Origin of the sequence: Pseudomonas tritici, from assembly GCF_014268275.3 — a bacterium.
Taxonomy (GTDB): Bacteria; Pseudomonadota; Gammaproteobacteria; order Pseudomonadales; family Pseudomonadaceae; genus Aquipseudomonas; species Aquipseudomonas tritici.
Map to the genome: position 1 here is coordinate 6,039,162 of NZ_CP077084.1, position 14,559 is coordinate 6,053,720.

Annotated in this window: 17 protein-coding genes; 11 read left to right on the forward strand and 6 right to left on the reverse strand. The window is 61.3% G+C overall.

Translation table 11 applies throughout. The features are described from left to right. Positions 1-51: 51 nt before the first annotated feature. The 4 genes from HU722_RS27745 to pilG are packed head-to-tail and all read right to left on the reverse strand — an operon-like array spanning position 52 to position 3,456. Positions 52-2,103 carry a methyl-accepting chemotaxis protein gene (locus tag HU722_RS27745; protein WP_065871937.1) on the reverse strand — a complete coding sequence of 684 codons (2,052 nt, stop codon included), beginning with the start codon at positions 2,101-2,103 and terminating at the stop codon, positions 52-54. Beyond that, positions 2,100-2,624 carry a chemotaxis protein CheW gene (locus HU722_RS27750; protein ID WP_065871938.1) on the reverse strand — a complete coding sequence of 175 codons (525 nt, stop codon included), beginning with the start codon at positions 2,622-2,624 and terminating at the stop codon, positions 2,100-2,102. The genes HU722_RS27745 and HU722_RS27750 overlap by 4 nt, the downstream gene beginning before the upstream one ends. A gap of 12 nt (positions 2,625-2,636) precedes the next feature. Next, positions 2,637-3,002 (reverse strand): twitching motility response regulator PilH, encoded by a 366-nt coding sequence (gene pilH, locus HU722_RS27755; protein ID WP_014720320.1) that lies wholly within the window; start codon positions 3,000-3,002, stop codon positions 2,637-2,639. A gap of 46 nt (positions 3,003-3,048) precedes the next feature. Further along, on the reverse strand, positions 3,049-3,456 hold the full coding sequence (gene pilG / locus HU722_RS27760) for a twitching motility response regulator PilG (RefSeq protein ID WP_049711119.1): 408 nt from the start codon (positions 3,454-3,456) through the stop codon (positions 3,049-3,051). A 239-nt stretch (positions 3,457-3,695) separates the two neighbouring features. On the opposite strand from pilG, the gene gshB reads away from it, so the two are divergent. The 7 genes from gshB (at position 3,696) to HU722_RS27795 (ending at position 9,583) form a co-directional block, all read left to right on the forward strand. Then, a complete protein-coding gene (gene gshB / locus HU722_RS27765; protein ID WP_065871939.1) occupies positions 3,696-4,649 on the forward strand; it encodes a glutathione synthase in 954 nt (317 codons plus the stop codon). Between the two features lie 77 nt (positions 4,650-4,726). Next, the gene (locus HU722_RS27770; protein ID WP_065871940.1) at positions 4,727-5,632 is read left to right on the forward strand and encodes an energy transducer TonB; all 906 of its coding nucleotides are present in this window, start codon (positions 4,727-4,729) and stop codon (positions 5,630-5,632) included. Positions 5,633-5,699: 67 nt separating this feature from the next. After that, complete coding sequence (locus tag HU722_RS27775) at positions 5,700-6,269, forward strand: YqgE/AlgH family protein (protein WP_065871941.1); 570 nt, start codon at positions 5,700-5,702, stop codon at positions 6,267-6,269. Then, positions 6,269-6,706 carry a Holliday junction resolvase RuvX gene (gene ruvX, locus HU722_RS27780; RefSeq protein WP_003176676.1) on the forward strand — a complete coding sequence of 146 codons (438 nt, stop codon included), beginning with the start codon at positions 6,269-6,271 and terminating at the stop codon, positions 6,704-6,706. Before HU722_RS27775 ends, ruvX begins: the two co-directional genes overlap by 1 nt. A gap of 73 nt (positions 6,707-6,779) precedes the next feature. Then, positions 6,780-7,286, forward strand: coding sequence for a bifunctional pyr operon transcriptional regulator/uracil phosphoribosyltransferase PyrR (pyrR, locus tag HU722_RS27785; protein WP_065871942.1), 507 nt, complete (start codon positions 6,780-6,782; stop codon positions 7,284-7,286). Between the two features lie 24 nt (positions 7,287-7,310). Next, positions 7,311-8,315, forward strand: coding sequence for an aspartate carbamoyltransferase catalytic subunit (locus HU722_RS27790; protein ID WP_025857712.1), 1,005 nt, complete (start codon positions 7,311-7,313; stop codon positions 8,313-8,315). Further along, complete coding sequence (locus HU722_RS27795; RefSeq protein WP_065871943.1) at positions 8,312-9,583, forward strand: dihydroorotase; 1,272 nt, start codon at positions 8,312-8,314, stop codon at positions 9,581-9,583. The genes HU722_RS27790 and HU722_RS27795 overlap by 4 nt, the downstream gene beginning before the upstream one ends. 166 nt (positions 9,584-9,749) lie before the next feature. Here HU722_RS27795 and HU722_RS27800 read toward each other — a convergent pair whose 3' ends face one another. Then, positions 9,750-10,178 carry an NINE protein gene (locus tag HU722_RS27800; RefSeq protein ID WP_065871944.1) on the reverse strand — a complete coding sequence of 143 codons (429 nt, stop codon included), beginning with the start codon at positions 10,176-10,178 and terminating at the stop codon, positions 9,750-9,752. A 250-nt stretch (positions 10,179-10,428) separates the two neighbouring features. Between HU722_RS27800 and HU722_RS27805 the strand changes: the two genes are divergently transcribed. Beyond that, positions 10,429-11,067 carry a C40 family peptidase gene (locus HU722_RS27805; protein ID WP_065871945.1) on the forward strand — a complete coding sequence of 213 codons (639 nt, stop codon included), beginning with the start codon at positions 10,429-10,431 and terminating at the stop codon, positions 11,065-11,067. 145 nt (positions 11,068-11,212) lie between these two features. On the opposite strand, the gene HU722_RS27810 is transcribed toward HU722_RS27805, so the two are convergent. Next, positions 11,213-12,247: a type IV pilus twitching motility protein PilT gene (locus HU722_RS27810; RefSeq protein ID WP_065871946.1), complete on the reverse strand. Its 1,035-nt coding sequence runs from the start codon at positions 12,245-12,247 to the stop codon at positions 11,213-11,215. Between the two features lie 57 nt (positions 12,248-12,304). On the opposite strand from HU722_RS27810, the gene HU722_RS27815 reads away from it, so the two are divergent. The 3 genes from HU722_RS27815 to HU722_RS27825 are packed head-to-tail and all read left to right on the forward strand — an operon-like array spanning position 12,305 to position 14,444. Then, complete coding sequence (locus tag HU722_RS27815; protein WP_065871947.1) at positions 12,305-12,991, forward strand: YggS family pyridoxal phosphate-dependent enzyme; 687 nt, start codon at positions 12,305-12,307, stop codon at positions 12,989-12,991. 34 nt (positions 12,992-13,025) lie between these two features. After that, positions 13,026-13,844: a pyrroline-5-carboxylate reductase gene (gene proC, locus HU722_RS27820; protein ID WP_065871948.1), complete on the forward strand. Its 819-nt coding sequence runs from the start codon at positions 13,026-13,028 to the stop codon at positions 13,842-13,844. A gap of 9 nt (positions 13,845-13,853) precedes the next feature. Then, entirely contained in the window at positions 13,854-14,444 is a 591-nt protein-coding gene (locus HU722_RS27825; RefSeq protein ID WP_065871949.1) for a YggT family protein, read from the forward strand. Positions 14,445-14,559 lie beyond the last annotated feature (115 nt).

Genomic DNA, 14,559 nt, shown 5'->3' on the forward strand with positions numbered 1-14,559 from the left:
GGTGCTGCCAAGAACAATGGAGATCAACTGTGGTGTTCTTTAGAAAGCATTTCAATCGTCGACTTGCTTGGGGGGCGGGAGGGTGAAACCCGACACCGACCGGCGCAACTGGCTGGCCATTTTTGCCAGGTTACCGATACTTTCGGCCGTAGCCGTGGAGCCCGACGAGGTCTGCGTAGTGATCTGCTGAATCACATTCATCGTCAGCGAAATCTGCCCCGCCGACGAGGTCTGTTGCTGCGCCGCGTTGGATATGCTCTGGATCAGCGCCGCCAGGGTCTTCGACACGCCTTCGATTTCTTCCAGCGCCACCCCGGCGTCTTGCGCCAGCCGCGCGCCGCGCACCACTTCGGTGGTGGTCTGCTCCATGGAGATTACCGCCTCATTGGTATCGGCCTGGATCGCGCGCACCAGGGTTTCGATCTGCCGGGTCGCGGCCGACGAACGTTCGGCCAGGCGCTGAACTTCATCCGCCACCACGGCAAAGCCGCGCCCTGCATCCCCAGCCATGCTCGCCTGGATCGCGGCATTGAGCGCGAGGATGTTGGTCTGGTCGGCAATGTCGTCGATCAGGCTAACGATGTCGCCAATCTCCTGGGACGATTCGCCCAGGCGCTTGATGCGCTTGGCGGTATCCTGGATCTGCTCGCGAATGTTGTCCATGCCGTGGATGGTGTTGTGCACCACCTCGTTGCCTTTGTTGGCAATCTCCACCGAACGCTCCGCCACTGCCGACGATTCGGCGGCGTTGGCCGAGACCTGATCGATGGACTGGGCCATCTGGTTGATCGCGGTGGAGGCTTCGGCGATCTGCTGGGCCTGATGCTCCGACGCCTGGGCCAGGTGCATGGCGGTGGCCTGGGTATCCTGCACCGCTCCGGCGACTTGCCCGGCGGTGAGGTTGATGGTGGCGACGAGATCGCGCAACTGATCCACGGAATAGTTGATGGAGTCGGCGATGGTACCGGTGAAGTCTTCGGTCACCGATGCGGTCACCGTGAGATCGCCGTCGGCCAAGTCTTCGATTTCATCCAGCAGACGCATGATTGCGTTCTGGTTGCGCTCGTTCTTCTCGGCGGTTTCATGCAGTTGACGGTTGGTCTCTCGCACCATCACCAGGCCGATCAGGATGATCGAGGTCAGCGCCAGCAAGCCCAGCACATAGCCACCGATGGTGTCCAAGCTGCGCCCATCGGCGAGATTTTCAAACCCGGTGGCCAGGTGTGAGGCTTCATCGAGCAGGGTTTGCGACAAGTTGAAGATGTTGCTCGCCGATGCGCGCACTTGGAACAGTTGCGGCGAGGTCTCAAGAATTTCATCCACGGAGCCGGAGACAAACTCAAACAGCTCGGCAATTTCCGCCAGCCGCGCGCGGGCGTCGCGGTCTTCGACCTGGGTGATGCGCAGGCCGGGGTTGCCCTGGAGCATGCCGTTGAGCACCTGCCCAAATCGGTTGGCATCGCGGCCAAAGGCGTCGGCGGCCTGCGCGGCGGTTTCGTCGCCGGCGAGCACGGTGTTCACCGCCCCCAGGATACGTTCAGCCAGCAATGACTGGCGCTGGGCCAACGCCACTTGGCTGGCCGGGGCGCCACGTTGCAGCAGGATGTCGACGACCTTTTCCGACTCGATCTGCAATTGCGGCACGGTCTCGGCCAGCGTCGCGGCAACTTGATGCAACGACAGCACGGTCTGTTCGCTGGCGAGAATCGCATCGGTATTTTTCAGCAGCGCCTCCCAGTCGGTCTGTACGGCGCGCATTTCGGCGCGTACCGCACTGGGCGCGGCGGGCAGCCCGGTTTGCGGGTCGCCTTTTTTCAGGTAGCCCCAGCGCTGGGCGAAATCGTTGCGCGCCTCGCCCAACAGCTTGAACGCAGCCGCCTTGCCGGCGGCGGCTTCGGTGGCGTTCTTGGCAATGCGCTGGGACAGCACGCGCAATTCACCGGCGTGGCCGATGTACTGTTTGTCATAGGTCGACTGGGTGTTGAGGTACGCAAAGTTGGCGAACAGCAACATGATGAACACGATCAGTGCAATAAACAGCACGATGATCTGCGAGCGGCTGCGCGAGCCGGCCTGGGGTTTGGGCGTGGTGGCGGTGGTCATGCGGCAACGTCCATGAAGCCTGGGGCCTGGGCCAGGGCGAAGGGGCTGAAAACCTGCCACTGCTGGTCGCCGTCGAACCAGCCTTGGATATACGGTGCGTCGGGTGCGGCGTTCGCCAGCCACGCGTCTTGTGCAAAATGCTGCATCCCCACCACCTCGTCCACCAGCAGCCCGACAAACAGGTCGTTACATTCCACCACCAACACCCGCCGCTGTTTGCGCGCCTTGGACAGTTCAAGGCCGAGGAACCCACCCAGGTCCATCACCGGCAACAAGCGCCCACGCAGATTAGCCACGCCTTTGACCCAGGCCTTGACCCCGGGCATTAAAGTGCAACGCGGCTCATGCAGGACTTCGGCGACTTCACCCATGGGCGCCACATACCAGTGCTGCCCCAGGCGAAAGCCGATACCGCTCCAACGTTGCAAGCGGGTTTCCTGGGACGGCAGGTCGGCGGCCAGCAGGCGGCAGCGGCGGTCGATGTCCAGCAACAGCTCAAAGGCGGTTTGCGACTCGGTCATGATGACGTGCCGTCAGCCGGCCAGCACCTTGTTCAGGGTGGCGATCAGGGTTTCTTCATCCACCGGCTTGGTCAGGTAATCCTTGGCGCCCTGGCGTGCCCCCCAGATCTTGTCGGTTTCCTGGTCCTTGGTGGTGATGATGATGATCGGGATGCCGTTGGTTTCCGGCTCCTTGGACAGCTGGCGCGTGGCCTGGAAGCCATTGAGGCCCGGCATCACGATGTCCATCAGCACGGCGTCGGGTTTTTCCTGGCGGGCCAGAGCCACGCCGTCCGCACCGTTTTCAGCCTTGAGGACCTGGTGGCCATGCTTTTCCAGCATGCCGGTGAGTTTGTACATTTCGGTCGGCGAATCGTCGACGATCAGAACACGTGCCATGGTTTTCCCCACTACATAGGTGGACACCGGCCCTTGTGAGGCGGTGTCAGTGTGCTTGTTCTACTGCGGCGAAGGCAGGCACGTAGGCCTTGATTGCGCCCAGCAGTTCTTCCTTGCTGAAAGGTTTGGTCAAAAACTGATCGACACCCACGGTACGGCCCTTGGCCTTGTCGAACAGGCCGTCCTTGGAGGACAACATGATCACCGGGATCGACTTGAACGCCGGGTTGTTCTTCACCAGCGCGCACGTCTGATAGCCATCCAGGCGCGGCATCATGATGTCGACAAAAATAATGTGCGGGTGATGATCAACAATCCGGGCCAGGGCATCAAAACCGTCGATGGCCGTGATGACATCGCACCCCACGTTCTTCAACAGGGTCTCGGCGGTGCGGCGGATCGTCTTCGAATCGTCGATCACCATCACTCTCAAGGCGTTGGATTGCTGTTCCATATCTGCTCTGCCATCGCCACAGCGAATCGGTTTTCGGTGTGTACTGCCTGATGTTGCACAGGATGAACGCCGCAAGCCTTGGAATTCAAGGGCTGCTGCGCTGTGGCAGTCTTTTTAGCACAGTCTCCGGGCGCAATCTATCGAGCAACCGGCCGGGTGGTTTTTCCTTGACCCACAACAGCCGCAGCGCCACTCTGACGCCACTTTTGTGTGCCCTTATTTGCTAGAGGAAATCCCCCATGAGCGTTCGCGTCGGCATTGTCATGGACCCTATCGCCAGCATTTCCTATAAAAAGGACAGCTCGCTGGCCATGCTCCTGGCCGCCCAGGCCCGCGGTTGGACGTTGTTCTATATGGAGCAGCGCGATCTTTACCAGGGCGACGGCGAAGCCCGCGCACGCATGCGCCCGCTGCAGGTGTTTGCCAACCCGCAGAAGTGGTTCGAGCTGCAAGATGAAATCGACAGCCCGTTGAGCGATCTGGACGTGATCCTGATGCGCAAGGACCCGCCGTTCGACATGGAATTCGTGTACTCCACCTACCTGCTGGAGCAGGCCGAACGCGCTGGCGTACTGATCGTCAACAAGCCGCAGAGCCTACGCGACTGCAATGAAAAGCTGTTCGCCACGCTGTTCCCGCAGTGCACGCCGCCGACCGTGGTCAGCCGCCGCGCCGATGTGCTGCGTGAATTTGCCGCCAAACATGGCGATGTGATTCTCAAGCCGTTGGACGGCATGGGTGGCACCTCGATCTTCCGTCACCGCGCGGGCGACCCGAACCTGTCGGTGATCCTGGAAACCCTGACCGCCCTTGGCACCCAGCAGATCATGGGCCAGGCCTACCTGCCGGCGATCAAGGACGGCGACAAGCGCATCCTGATGATCGACGGCGAGCCGGTGGATTACTGCCTGGCGCGTATCCCGGCAGCCGGCGAAACCCGTGGCAACCTGGCGGCCGGTGGGCGCGGCGAAGCACGGCCTTTGTCGGACAAGGACCGTTGGATCGCCTCCCAAGTCGGTCCAACGCTGCGTGAAAAGGGCTTGCTGTTTGTCGGCCTGGACGTGATCGGTGAGAACCTGACTGAAATCAACGTCACCAGCCCGACCTGTATCCGCGAGATCGACAATGCATTTGGCACGAACATCGGCGAAATGCTGATGGCCGCCATTGAGCACAAGCTACAAGCCAAGTGACATAGAACAGCCGGACACATACCAACATTGCGTTATCATGCGCCACCTGTGAAACGCGCGATGTTGGTTTTTTTGTCATGACACTCCCGTCCGAACTGCCCCCCGAACTCTCCCATAGCGGCGTGCGCCCGGCTGATCGGCTCGGATTTACCCTGTTCCTGGCGGCCTTGATTCACCTGGCCCTGATCCTCGGCGTGGGGTTCACGATGGTCGAACCCAAGCAGATCAGCAAAACCCTGGAAATCACCCTCGCCACGTTCAAGAGCGAAAAGAAGCCCGAGAAGGCCGACTTTCTCGCCCAGGACAACCAGCAAGGCAGCGGCACCCTGGACAAGAAAGCCGTGCCCAAGACCACCGAAGTGGCGCCGTTCCAGGACAACAAGGTGAATAAAGTCACCCCGCCGCCGACGCCTAAGCCCGAGGTCAAGCAAGCCGCACCCAAGCCTGCGGTGACTACTGTCGCACCCAAACCGCAAAAAGCCCCGACCCAGCGCGAAAAGGCCAAGACCGAACCCACGCCCGAGCCCGTAAAGCCAGCACCGACCTTCGACAGCTCGACACTGTCCGACGAAATCTCCAGCCTCGAAGCCGAACTGGCCAACGAACAGCAGCTGTACGCCAAGCGCCCGCGCATCTACCGGCTAAACGCCGCCTCGACCATGCGCGACAAAGGTGCCTGGTATAAGGACGAGTGGCGCAAGAAGGTCGAGCGCATCGGCAACCTCAACTACCCCGAAGAAGCCCGACGCCAGCAGATTTACGGCAATTTGCGACTATTGGTTTCAATCAACCGTGACGGCACGCTATATGAAGTGCAGGTTCTGGAGTCCTCCGGCCAGCCATTGCTGGACCAGGCTGCCCAGCGCATCGTGCGCCTGGCGGCACCGTTTGCCCCGTTCAGCGGGGATTTGAACGACGTCGACCGCCTGGAAATCATCCGCACCTGGAAGTTCGCCAAGGGCGATCGGCTTTCCAGCAATTGATGACAATTGCCGGATGCGGCACATCCCCACCTTGTCAGTTCGCCCCTCCAACGCCACACTAGCGGACATGAAAAATGTCAGCCCGACCTACCTCAAGCACCAATTCCTGATCGCCATGCCCCATATGGCCGACCCGAACTTTGCGCAAACCTTGACCTACATTGTCGAGCACACGGCCAATGGTGCTATGGGACTCGTGGTAAACCGCCCGCAAGAGCTGAACCTGGCGGATATCCTCGAACAACTGCGACCAGACGTCGACCCGCCGGCCCGTTGCCAGGACGTGCCGATCTACATCGGCGGGCCGGTGCAGACCGATCGCGGTTTTGTACTGCACCCCACCGGGCCGAAGTTCCAGGCCACGGTCGATCTGGAAGGCGTGTCGCTGTCGACCTCTCAGGACGTGTTGTTCGCCATCGCTGACGGCGCTGGCCCCGAGCAAAGCGTGATCACCCTGGGCTATGCGGGCTGGGAAGCCGGGCAACTGGAAGCTGAGTTGGCGAGCAATGCCTGGCTGACCTGCCCCTTTGACGCCGACATCCTCTTCAACACCCCCAGCGAACTGCGCCTGGAAGCCGCGGCGGCGAAGCTGCGGGTCAACCTCAGCCTGCTGACCAGCCAGGCGGGGCACGCCTGATGGCCTTGCGTCTGATCCTCGGCTTTGACTACGGCACCAAGCAGATCGGCGTAGCCGTCGGCCAGGTGATTACCGGGCAGGCCCGCGAGCTGTGCACCCTCAAGGCCCAGAACGGTATCCCGGACTGGAACCAGGTCGAGGCCCTCATTAAAGAGTGGAAGCCCGACGCCGTGGTGGTCGGCTTGCCTTTGAATATGGATGGCACGCCCAGCGACATGTGCCTGCGCGCCGAAAAGTTCGCACGCCGCCTCAATGGCCGCTACAACATCCCCTTCTATACCCACGACGAGCGCCTGACCACTTTTGAAGCCAAGGGCGAGCGACGCGACCGTGGCGGGCAGAAAGGCAGCTACCGCGACAACCCCGTGGACGCCATTGCCGCCGCCCTGCTGTTGCAGGGTTGGCTGGACGAAAACACTGCTTTATTTGAATCCTGACTGACGCGGCTTGCCGCGTCTTTTTACGTTTACGCCCGGACCTTGCCCCCGCCAAGGCCTTGAAGGAGCCACCATGAGCTTGCCGAACCCCGCCGAACTGATCAGCCAGATGGCCAAAAGCCTCACGGCCCATCTGCAACACCGCGCCATCAGCGAACCGCGTTTCATCGGCATTCGCACGGGCGGTGTGTGGGTGGCTCAGGCACTGCTGGAGGCGCTCGGCAGCGATTCGCCCCTGGGCACCCTGGACGTGTCCTTCTACCGCGATGACTTCAGCCAGAACGGCCTGCACCCGCAAGTGCGCCCCTCGGCCCTGCCCTTCGAGATCGAAGGCCAGCATCTGGTGTTGATCGATGACGTGCTGATGAGCGGCCGCACCATTCGCGCCGCCCTGAACGAACTGTTCGACTACGGCCGCCCGGCCAGCGTGACCCTGGTGTGCCTGCTGGACCTGGAAGCCGGCGAATTGCCGATCAGCCCGGATGTGGTCGGCGCCACACTGTCGCTGGAAGCCCACCAGCGGGTAAAATTGTCCGGTCCCACGCCGCTCGAACTCGAACTGCAAGACCTTGCCCTTTAAACCGCCTTGTACAGAGTCCCCGCGATGACGCCTCTAGATGCCAAGCGCCCGCTGCAGCTCAATGCTCAGGGCCAGTTGCAACATTTCTTGTCCCTCGACGGTTTGCCCCGCGAACTGCTCACCGAAATCCTCGACACCGCCGACTCGTTCCTCGAAGTCGGCGGCCGCGCGGTGAAGAAGGTCCCGCTGCTGCGCGGCAAGACCATCTGCAATGTGTTCTTCGAGAACTCCACGCGCACCCGTACCACCTTTGAGCTGGCCGCCCAGCGACTGTCGGCCGACGTAATCACGCTGAACGTGTCGACCTCGTCGGCGAGCAAGGGCGAAACCCTGCTCGACACCCTGCGCAACCTGGAAGCCATGGCCGCCGACATGTTCGTGGTGCGCCACGGCGATTCCGGCGCTGCGCACTTCATCGCCGAGCACGTGTGCCCGCAGGTAGCGATCATCAACGGCGGCGACGGCCGTCACGCCCACCCGACCCAGGGCATGCTCGACATGCTCACCATCCGTCGGCACAAGGGCAGCTTTGAAAACCTCTCGGTGGCCATCGTCGGCGACATCCTGCACTCGCGGGTGGCGCGCTCGAACATGCTGGCCCTGAAGACCCTGGGTTGCCCGGACATCCGCGTGATTGCACCGAAAACCCTGCTGCCGATCGGTATCGAGCAGTATGGCGTGAAGGTCTACACCGACATGACCGAAGGCCTCAAGGACGTGGACGTGGTGATCATGCTGCGCCTGCAACGCGAGCGCATGGCCGGCGGCCTGCTGCCAAGCGAAGGTGAGTTCTACCGCCTGTTCGGCCTGACCACCGCGCGCCTGGCCGGTGCCAAGCCGGATGCCATCGTGATGCACCCGGGCCCGATCAACCGCGGGGTGGAGATTGAGTCGGCGGTGGCCGACGGCAACCAGTCGGTGATCCTTAACCAGGTGACCTACGGCATCGCCGTGCGCATGGCGGTGTTGTCCATGGCCATGAGCGGACAAACCGCGCAACGTCAATTCGAGCAGGAGAACGCCCAGTGAAGCTCAGCATTCTCGGCGCCCGAGTCATCGATCCAGCCAGTGGCCTGGATCAAGTTACCGATCTGCATCTGGAAGCCGGCAAGATCATCGCCATTGGCGCTGCCCCTACTGGCTTCAGCGCGGTTGAAACCATCGACGCCAAAGGCCTGGTGGCCGCGCCTGGCCTGGTGGACCTGAACGTCGCCCTGCGCGAGCCGGGTTACAGTCGCAAGGGCAACATCATCAGCGAAACCCGCGCCGCTGCGGCCGGTGGCGTGACCAGCCTGTGCTGCCCGCCGCATACCAAGCCAGTCCTGGACACCTCGGCGGTGACCGAACTGATCCTCGACCGCGCCCGCGAAGCCGGCAATTGCAAAGTGTTCCCCATTGGCGCCCTGAGCAAAGGCCTGGACGGCGAACAACTCGCCGAGCTGATCGCCCTGCGCGACGCCGGTTGCGTAGCCTTTGGCAACGGTTTGGAGAGCTTTCGCAGTACCCGCACCCTGTGCCGCGCCCTGGAGTACGCAGCCACCTTCGACCTGACGGTGATCTTCCACTCCCAGGATCGCGACCTGGCCGAAGGCGGCCTGGCCCATGAAGGCGCCGTGGCCAGCTTCCTCGGTTTGCCGGGCATTCCGGAAACCGCCGAAACCGTGGCCCTGGCCCGTGACCTGCTGCTGGTGGAACAAAGCGGCGTGCGCGCGCACTTCAGCCAATTGACCAGCGCACGCGGTGTCGCCCTGATCGCCCAGGCCCAGGCCCGTGGCTTGCCGGTGACGGCGGATGTGGCGTTATATCAGCTGATTTTGACCGATGAGGCGCTGATCGACTTCTCCAGCCTGTACCACGTGCAACCGCCGCTGCGCACCCGTGCCGACCGTGAGGGTTTGCGCGCGGCGGTGAAGTCGGGTGTGATCTCGGCGATTTCAAGCCACCACCAGCCCCACGAGCGCGATGCCAAGCTGGCACCGTTCGGCGCGACAGAGCCGGGTATCAGCAGCGTTGAGCTGTTGCTGCCGTTGGCGATGACGCTGGTGGAAGAGGGTTTGCTGGACTTGCCGACATTGCTCACACGACTGAGCGCCGGCCCGGCCGAGGCATTGCGCTTGCCGGCGGGTAAGTTGGCGGTAGGTTCGGCGGCGGACTTGGTGTTGTTTGACCCGGCCAGCTCCACGGTAGCTGGGGAGCACTGGCTGTCCAAAGGTGAGAATTGCCCGTTCATCGGGCATAGCCTGCCGGCGACGGTGCGCTACACCTTGGTGGACGGCCGCATCAGCTACCAGGCCTGATAGACCACACCTCTAATGTGGGCACGGTCCATGTGGGAGCTGGCTTGTCGGATCGCCGCACCGCTGCGATAGCATCACCTCGGTTTGATTGAAAGACCGAGGTGCCTGCATCGCAGGCAAGCCAGCTCCCACACAAGTAGGCGTCCACATTTGATTGTGTGCAGACTCAACGCCCGTTATTGCGCTCCGCATTCCGAATCGAAATCTGCGTATTCAGCGTCCAGAAGTCATACAGCACGCCCACCAGGAACAAACCGCCGGTCAGCAGGTAGATCAGGCCGGAGATCCATTTGCCCTGATACATACGGTGCACGCCAAATACGCCCAGGAACGCCAACAGGATCCAGGCCACGTTGTATTCGATAGGCCCGGCGGTAAAACGCAGGTCCGCTTCACGGTCCATGGCCGGGATCAGGAACAGGTCGATCAGCCAGCCAATCCCCAGCAAGCCCAAGGTGAAAAACCAGATCGTGCCGGTCACCGGCTTGCCGTAATAGAAGCGATGCGCGCCGGTAAAACCGAAAATCCACAACAGGTAACCGATCACCTTGCTGTGGGTGTCTTGTTGCTGGCCAATCTGTTGATAGGTGTTCATCGCGTACCTCTTTTGCCTCGATAGAAAAAAATTTTCACTTTCTTTGTGACTTTTTTACAGGCGCCCGACGTACGGCAAATGGTATCTTCCCTGCCCTGAAAGCCTTATGCCACCTGCCTTGTGTAGGACAATTGCGGCGAATCGTCGCGTTTTTCCTGATTTTGACGTCAAGGTTCAGTCGACAAACGGCCTGAGAACGACACTAAAACCTGTTATAAAGTTGCGCGCAAACCCATAAGAGCCACGCCTAATGCGACCATTTTTCAAGACATGGCTAACCATTTGCCTATTAATGCCACTGGCCGCCCACGCCACCAATCGTGAGCAACGACTTCCTAACGTTAACGGTTTCACCCCTAAAGTCCACAGCACGCCAGGTACTACCAAGTCGGTAAAGCTGACTGTCAACCGCCCGACTCAACTGAGCAAGGCCCACAACGGCAAAGCAGTACCGGGCCTGGTAGGCGTCAACACCAAGCAGAGCAGCACCGTCCTCAGCCGCGCCGTCAACGTGCTCGGTACTCCTTATCGTTGGGGCGGTAGCAGCCCAAGTAAAGGGTTCGACTGCAGTGGTTTGGTGAAATATGCGTTTAATGATGTTGCAGCGGTGGACTTGCCGCGCACGTCCAATGCCATGGCCGCCGGCCACGGGCAGAAGGTTGATCGCAAGGACCTGAAACCGGGTGACCTGTTGTTCTTCAAACTGAAGAGCCGCCAGGTGAACCACGTTGCCATCTACCTGGGCAATGACCGTTTTATCCACGCACCGCGCCGTGGCAAATCGGTGAGCATCGACACGCTGAAAAAGCCGTTCTGGGATAAGAACTACGTGATTGCCAAGCGGGTTCTGCCGAAAGAGCAGAACAACTTGCGGATCGTTCAGCGCTAAGTTCAATGCCACCAGACTCCCCATTTGGAATGCAGCCAAATGTGGGAGCTGGCTTGCCTGGGATAACGGTGTGTCAGTCGCAAAAATATCGTCTGACAGTGCGCTATCGCAGGCAAGCCAGCTCCCACACTGATCTCACTGCTCTCTAGATATCTGCAGGCACCCTCGCCTTCTCCCGCGCTTCCTCCCTGCTGATCACGCCCTCCCCGACCAACGCCTTCAAACTCATATCCAGCGTCTTCATCCCCAACGCTCCACCCGTCTGGATCGCCGAGACCATCTGCGCCACCTTGTCCTCGCGGATCAAATTCCGAATCGCCGGCGTGCCCAGCATGATCTCGTGAGCCGCCACCCGCCCGCCGCCCATCTTCTTCACCAGCACTTGAGACACCACCGCCTGCAACGACTCCGACAGCATCGCGCGGACCATGGCTTTTTCCCCGGCCGGGAACACATCCACCAGCCGGTCTACGGTCTTCGCCGCCGAGCTGGTGTGCAATGTGCCAAACACCAGGTGCCCGGTCTCCGCCGCCGTCAGCGCCAGGCGGATGGTTTCCAGGTCGCGCAGTTCACCCACCAGGATCACGTCAGGATCTTCCCGCAGCGCCGAGCGCAGTGCGGTGGAAAAGCTATGGGTGTCGCGGTGCACCTGGCGTTGGTTGATCAACGCCGTTTTCGGTGTGTGGATAAACTCGATCGGATCTTCGAGCGTAAGGATGTGCTGACGCCGATGCTGATTGAGAAAATCGATCATCGCCGCCAAGGTTGTGGACTTGCCCGAGCCAGTGGGGCCAGTCACCAACACCAAGCCGCGTGGTAGCTGGGCGATACGCTGAAATACATCTCCCAGGCCAAGGCTTTCCAGGCTCTGCACCTCAGAGGGGATGGTGCGAAACACGGCGCCCATGCCACGATCCTGCTGGAACACATTCGCCCGGAACCGCGCCACGTCGGGTAGCTCGAAAGCAAAATCCGTTTCAAGAGATGTTTCGAAATCCTTTTGTTGGTGCTGATTCAGTAAGGGGCTCAATAAGTCCGCAACTTGCGTAGGTGAGAGCACCGGCCAATCCAGCGGCCACACCTCGCCATCCACCCGCAACATCGGCGCCAGGCCAGCCGACAAATGCAGGTCGGAGGCGCCACGGCGCACGCTGGCCGTGAGTAATTCAGTGATATCCATAGGGCTTTCCATTTCCAGTAGAATGCCGCGGACTCCATATCCACGGGCGCATCTTGAATGTCGACGATAGCAGACAACATCGGCCTGGTTAGCCAGCGCATCCGCGCCGCAGCCGACGCCGTGCAACGTGACGCAAGCAGCATCCACCTGCTGGCCGTGAGCAAGACCAAACCCGCACTCGCAGTGCGCGAAGCCTATGCCGCCGGGATGCGCGATTTTGGCGAAAACTATCTACAGGAAGCGTTGGGAAAACAGGCGGAATTGACCGACCTGCCCTTGAGTTGGCACTTCATCGGCCCCATTCAATCGAACAAGACTCGTGCGATCGCCGAGAACTTCGCTTGGGTGCATTCCGTGGACCGTTTGAAAATTGCTCAACGTTTGTCCGAACAGCGCCCGGCCAACCTGCCGCCGCTGAATATCTGCATTCAGGTCAACGTCAGTGGCGAAGCCAGCAAGTCCGGCTGTACACCCGCCGACCTGCCGGCCCTGGCCAATGCGATCAGCGCCCTGCCGCGCCTGAAACTGCGTGGCTTGATGGCGATCCCCGAGCCGACTGAAGATCGGGCGGCCCAAGATGCGGCGTTCGCCACCGTACGCGAGCTGCAAGCCCGTTTGAATCTGCCGTTGGACACACTTTCCATGGGCATGAGCCACGACCTCGAGTCGGCCATTGCCCAAGGCGCCACCTGGGTGCGGATCGGTACCGCCCTGTTTGGCGCCCGCGACTACGGCCAGCCTTGAAAATGGCTGACTTCTATTTAACCAAGGACCTGTCATGACAGACACGCGTATAGCTTTTATCGGCGCCGGCAACATGGCGGCCAGCCTGATCGGTGGCCTACGGGCCCAAGGCCTGGGCAGCGCGCAAATTCGCGCCAGCGACCCGGGCGCCGAGACCCGTGCCCGCGTCAGCGCCGAGCACGGCATTGAAACCTTTGCCGACAACGCCGAGGCCATCCAGGGCGTCGATGTGATCGTGCTGGCAGTCAAGCCGCAAGCCATGAAGGCCGTGTGCGAAAGCCTGCGCCCGAGCCTGCAGCCGCAGCAACTGGTGGTGTCCATCGCCGCCGGGATCAACTGCGCCAGCCTGAAGCAATGGCTCGGCGCCCAGCCGATCGTGCGTTGCATGCCCAACACCCCTTCGCTGCTGCGCAAAGGCGTGAGCGGCCTGTATGCCACCGCCGAAGTCAGCGCTGCCCAGCGTGACCAGGCCCAGGAGCTGCTGTCCGCCGTGGGCATCGCCCTGTGGCTGGAACAGGAGCAGCAACTGGACGCGGTCACCGCTGTGTCCGGCAGCGGCCCGGCGTATTTCTTCCTATTGATCGAAGCCATGACCGCCGCCGGCGTGAAACTGGGCCTGTCCAAGGACGTTGCCGAGCAACTGGCTGAACAGACCGCCCTGGGCGCCGCACATATGGCGGTGGCCAGCGACGTGGACGCGGCCGAGTTGCGCCGTCGCGTGACCTCCCCTGGCGGCACCACACAGGCAGCCATCGAGTCGTTCCAGGCCGGGGGCTTTGAAGCCCTGGTTGAAAAAGCATTGGGCGCCGCTGCGCACCGCTCGGCCGAACTCGCCGAACAACTTGGCAAATAAGGAGCCAACATGATTGGTTTGAACACCGCAGCCGTCTACGTGCTGCAAACCATCGGCAGTCTGTACTTGCTGATCGTATTGATGCGCTTCGTGCTGCAACTGGTGCGCGCGAACTTCTACAACCCGCTCTGCCAGTTCATCGTCAAGGCCACCCAGCCGCTGCTCAAGCCATTGCGCCGGATCATCCCGAGCCTGTTCGGCCTGGACATGTCATCGCTGGTACTGGCGATCCTGGTGCAGTTGGCCTTGATGGCGCTGACCCTGCTGCTGACCTACGGCACCACCGGCAATTTCGTCCAGTTGCTGGTCTGGGCAATCATCGGCGTGACCGCGCTGTTCCTGAAGATCTTCTTCTTTGCCCTGATCATCAGCGTGATCCTGTCCTGGGTTGCTCCGGGCAGCCATAACCCTGGCGCTGAGCTGGTGAACCAGATCTGCGAGCCGGCCCTGGCGCCGTTCCGCAAGCTGCTGCCGAACCTGGGCGGCCTGGATATCTCGCCGATCCTGGCGTTCATGGTGCTCAAGTTGCTGGATATGCTGGTGATCAACAACCTGGCGGCCATGACCTCAATGCCGGACATCCTGCGAGTGCTGATCTAACACTTGGCGCAGCAACGTGTGGGAGCTGGCTTGCCAGCGATAGCGGTGTATCAGTCAACGGATTGGTCGACTGGCACACCGCTATCGCAGGCAAGCCAGCTCCCACATTTTGTAT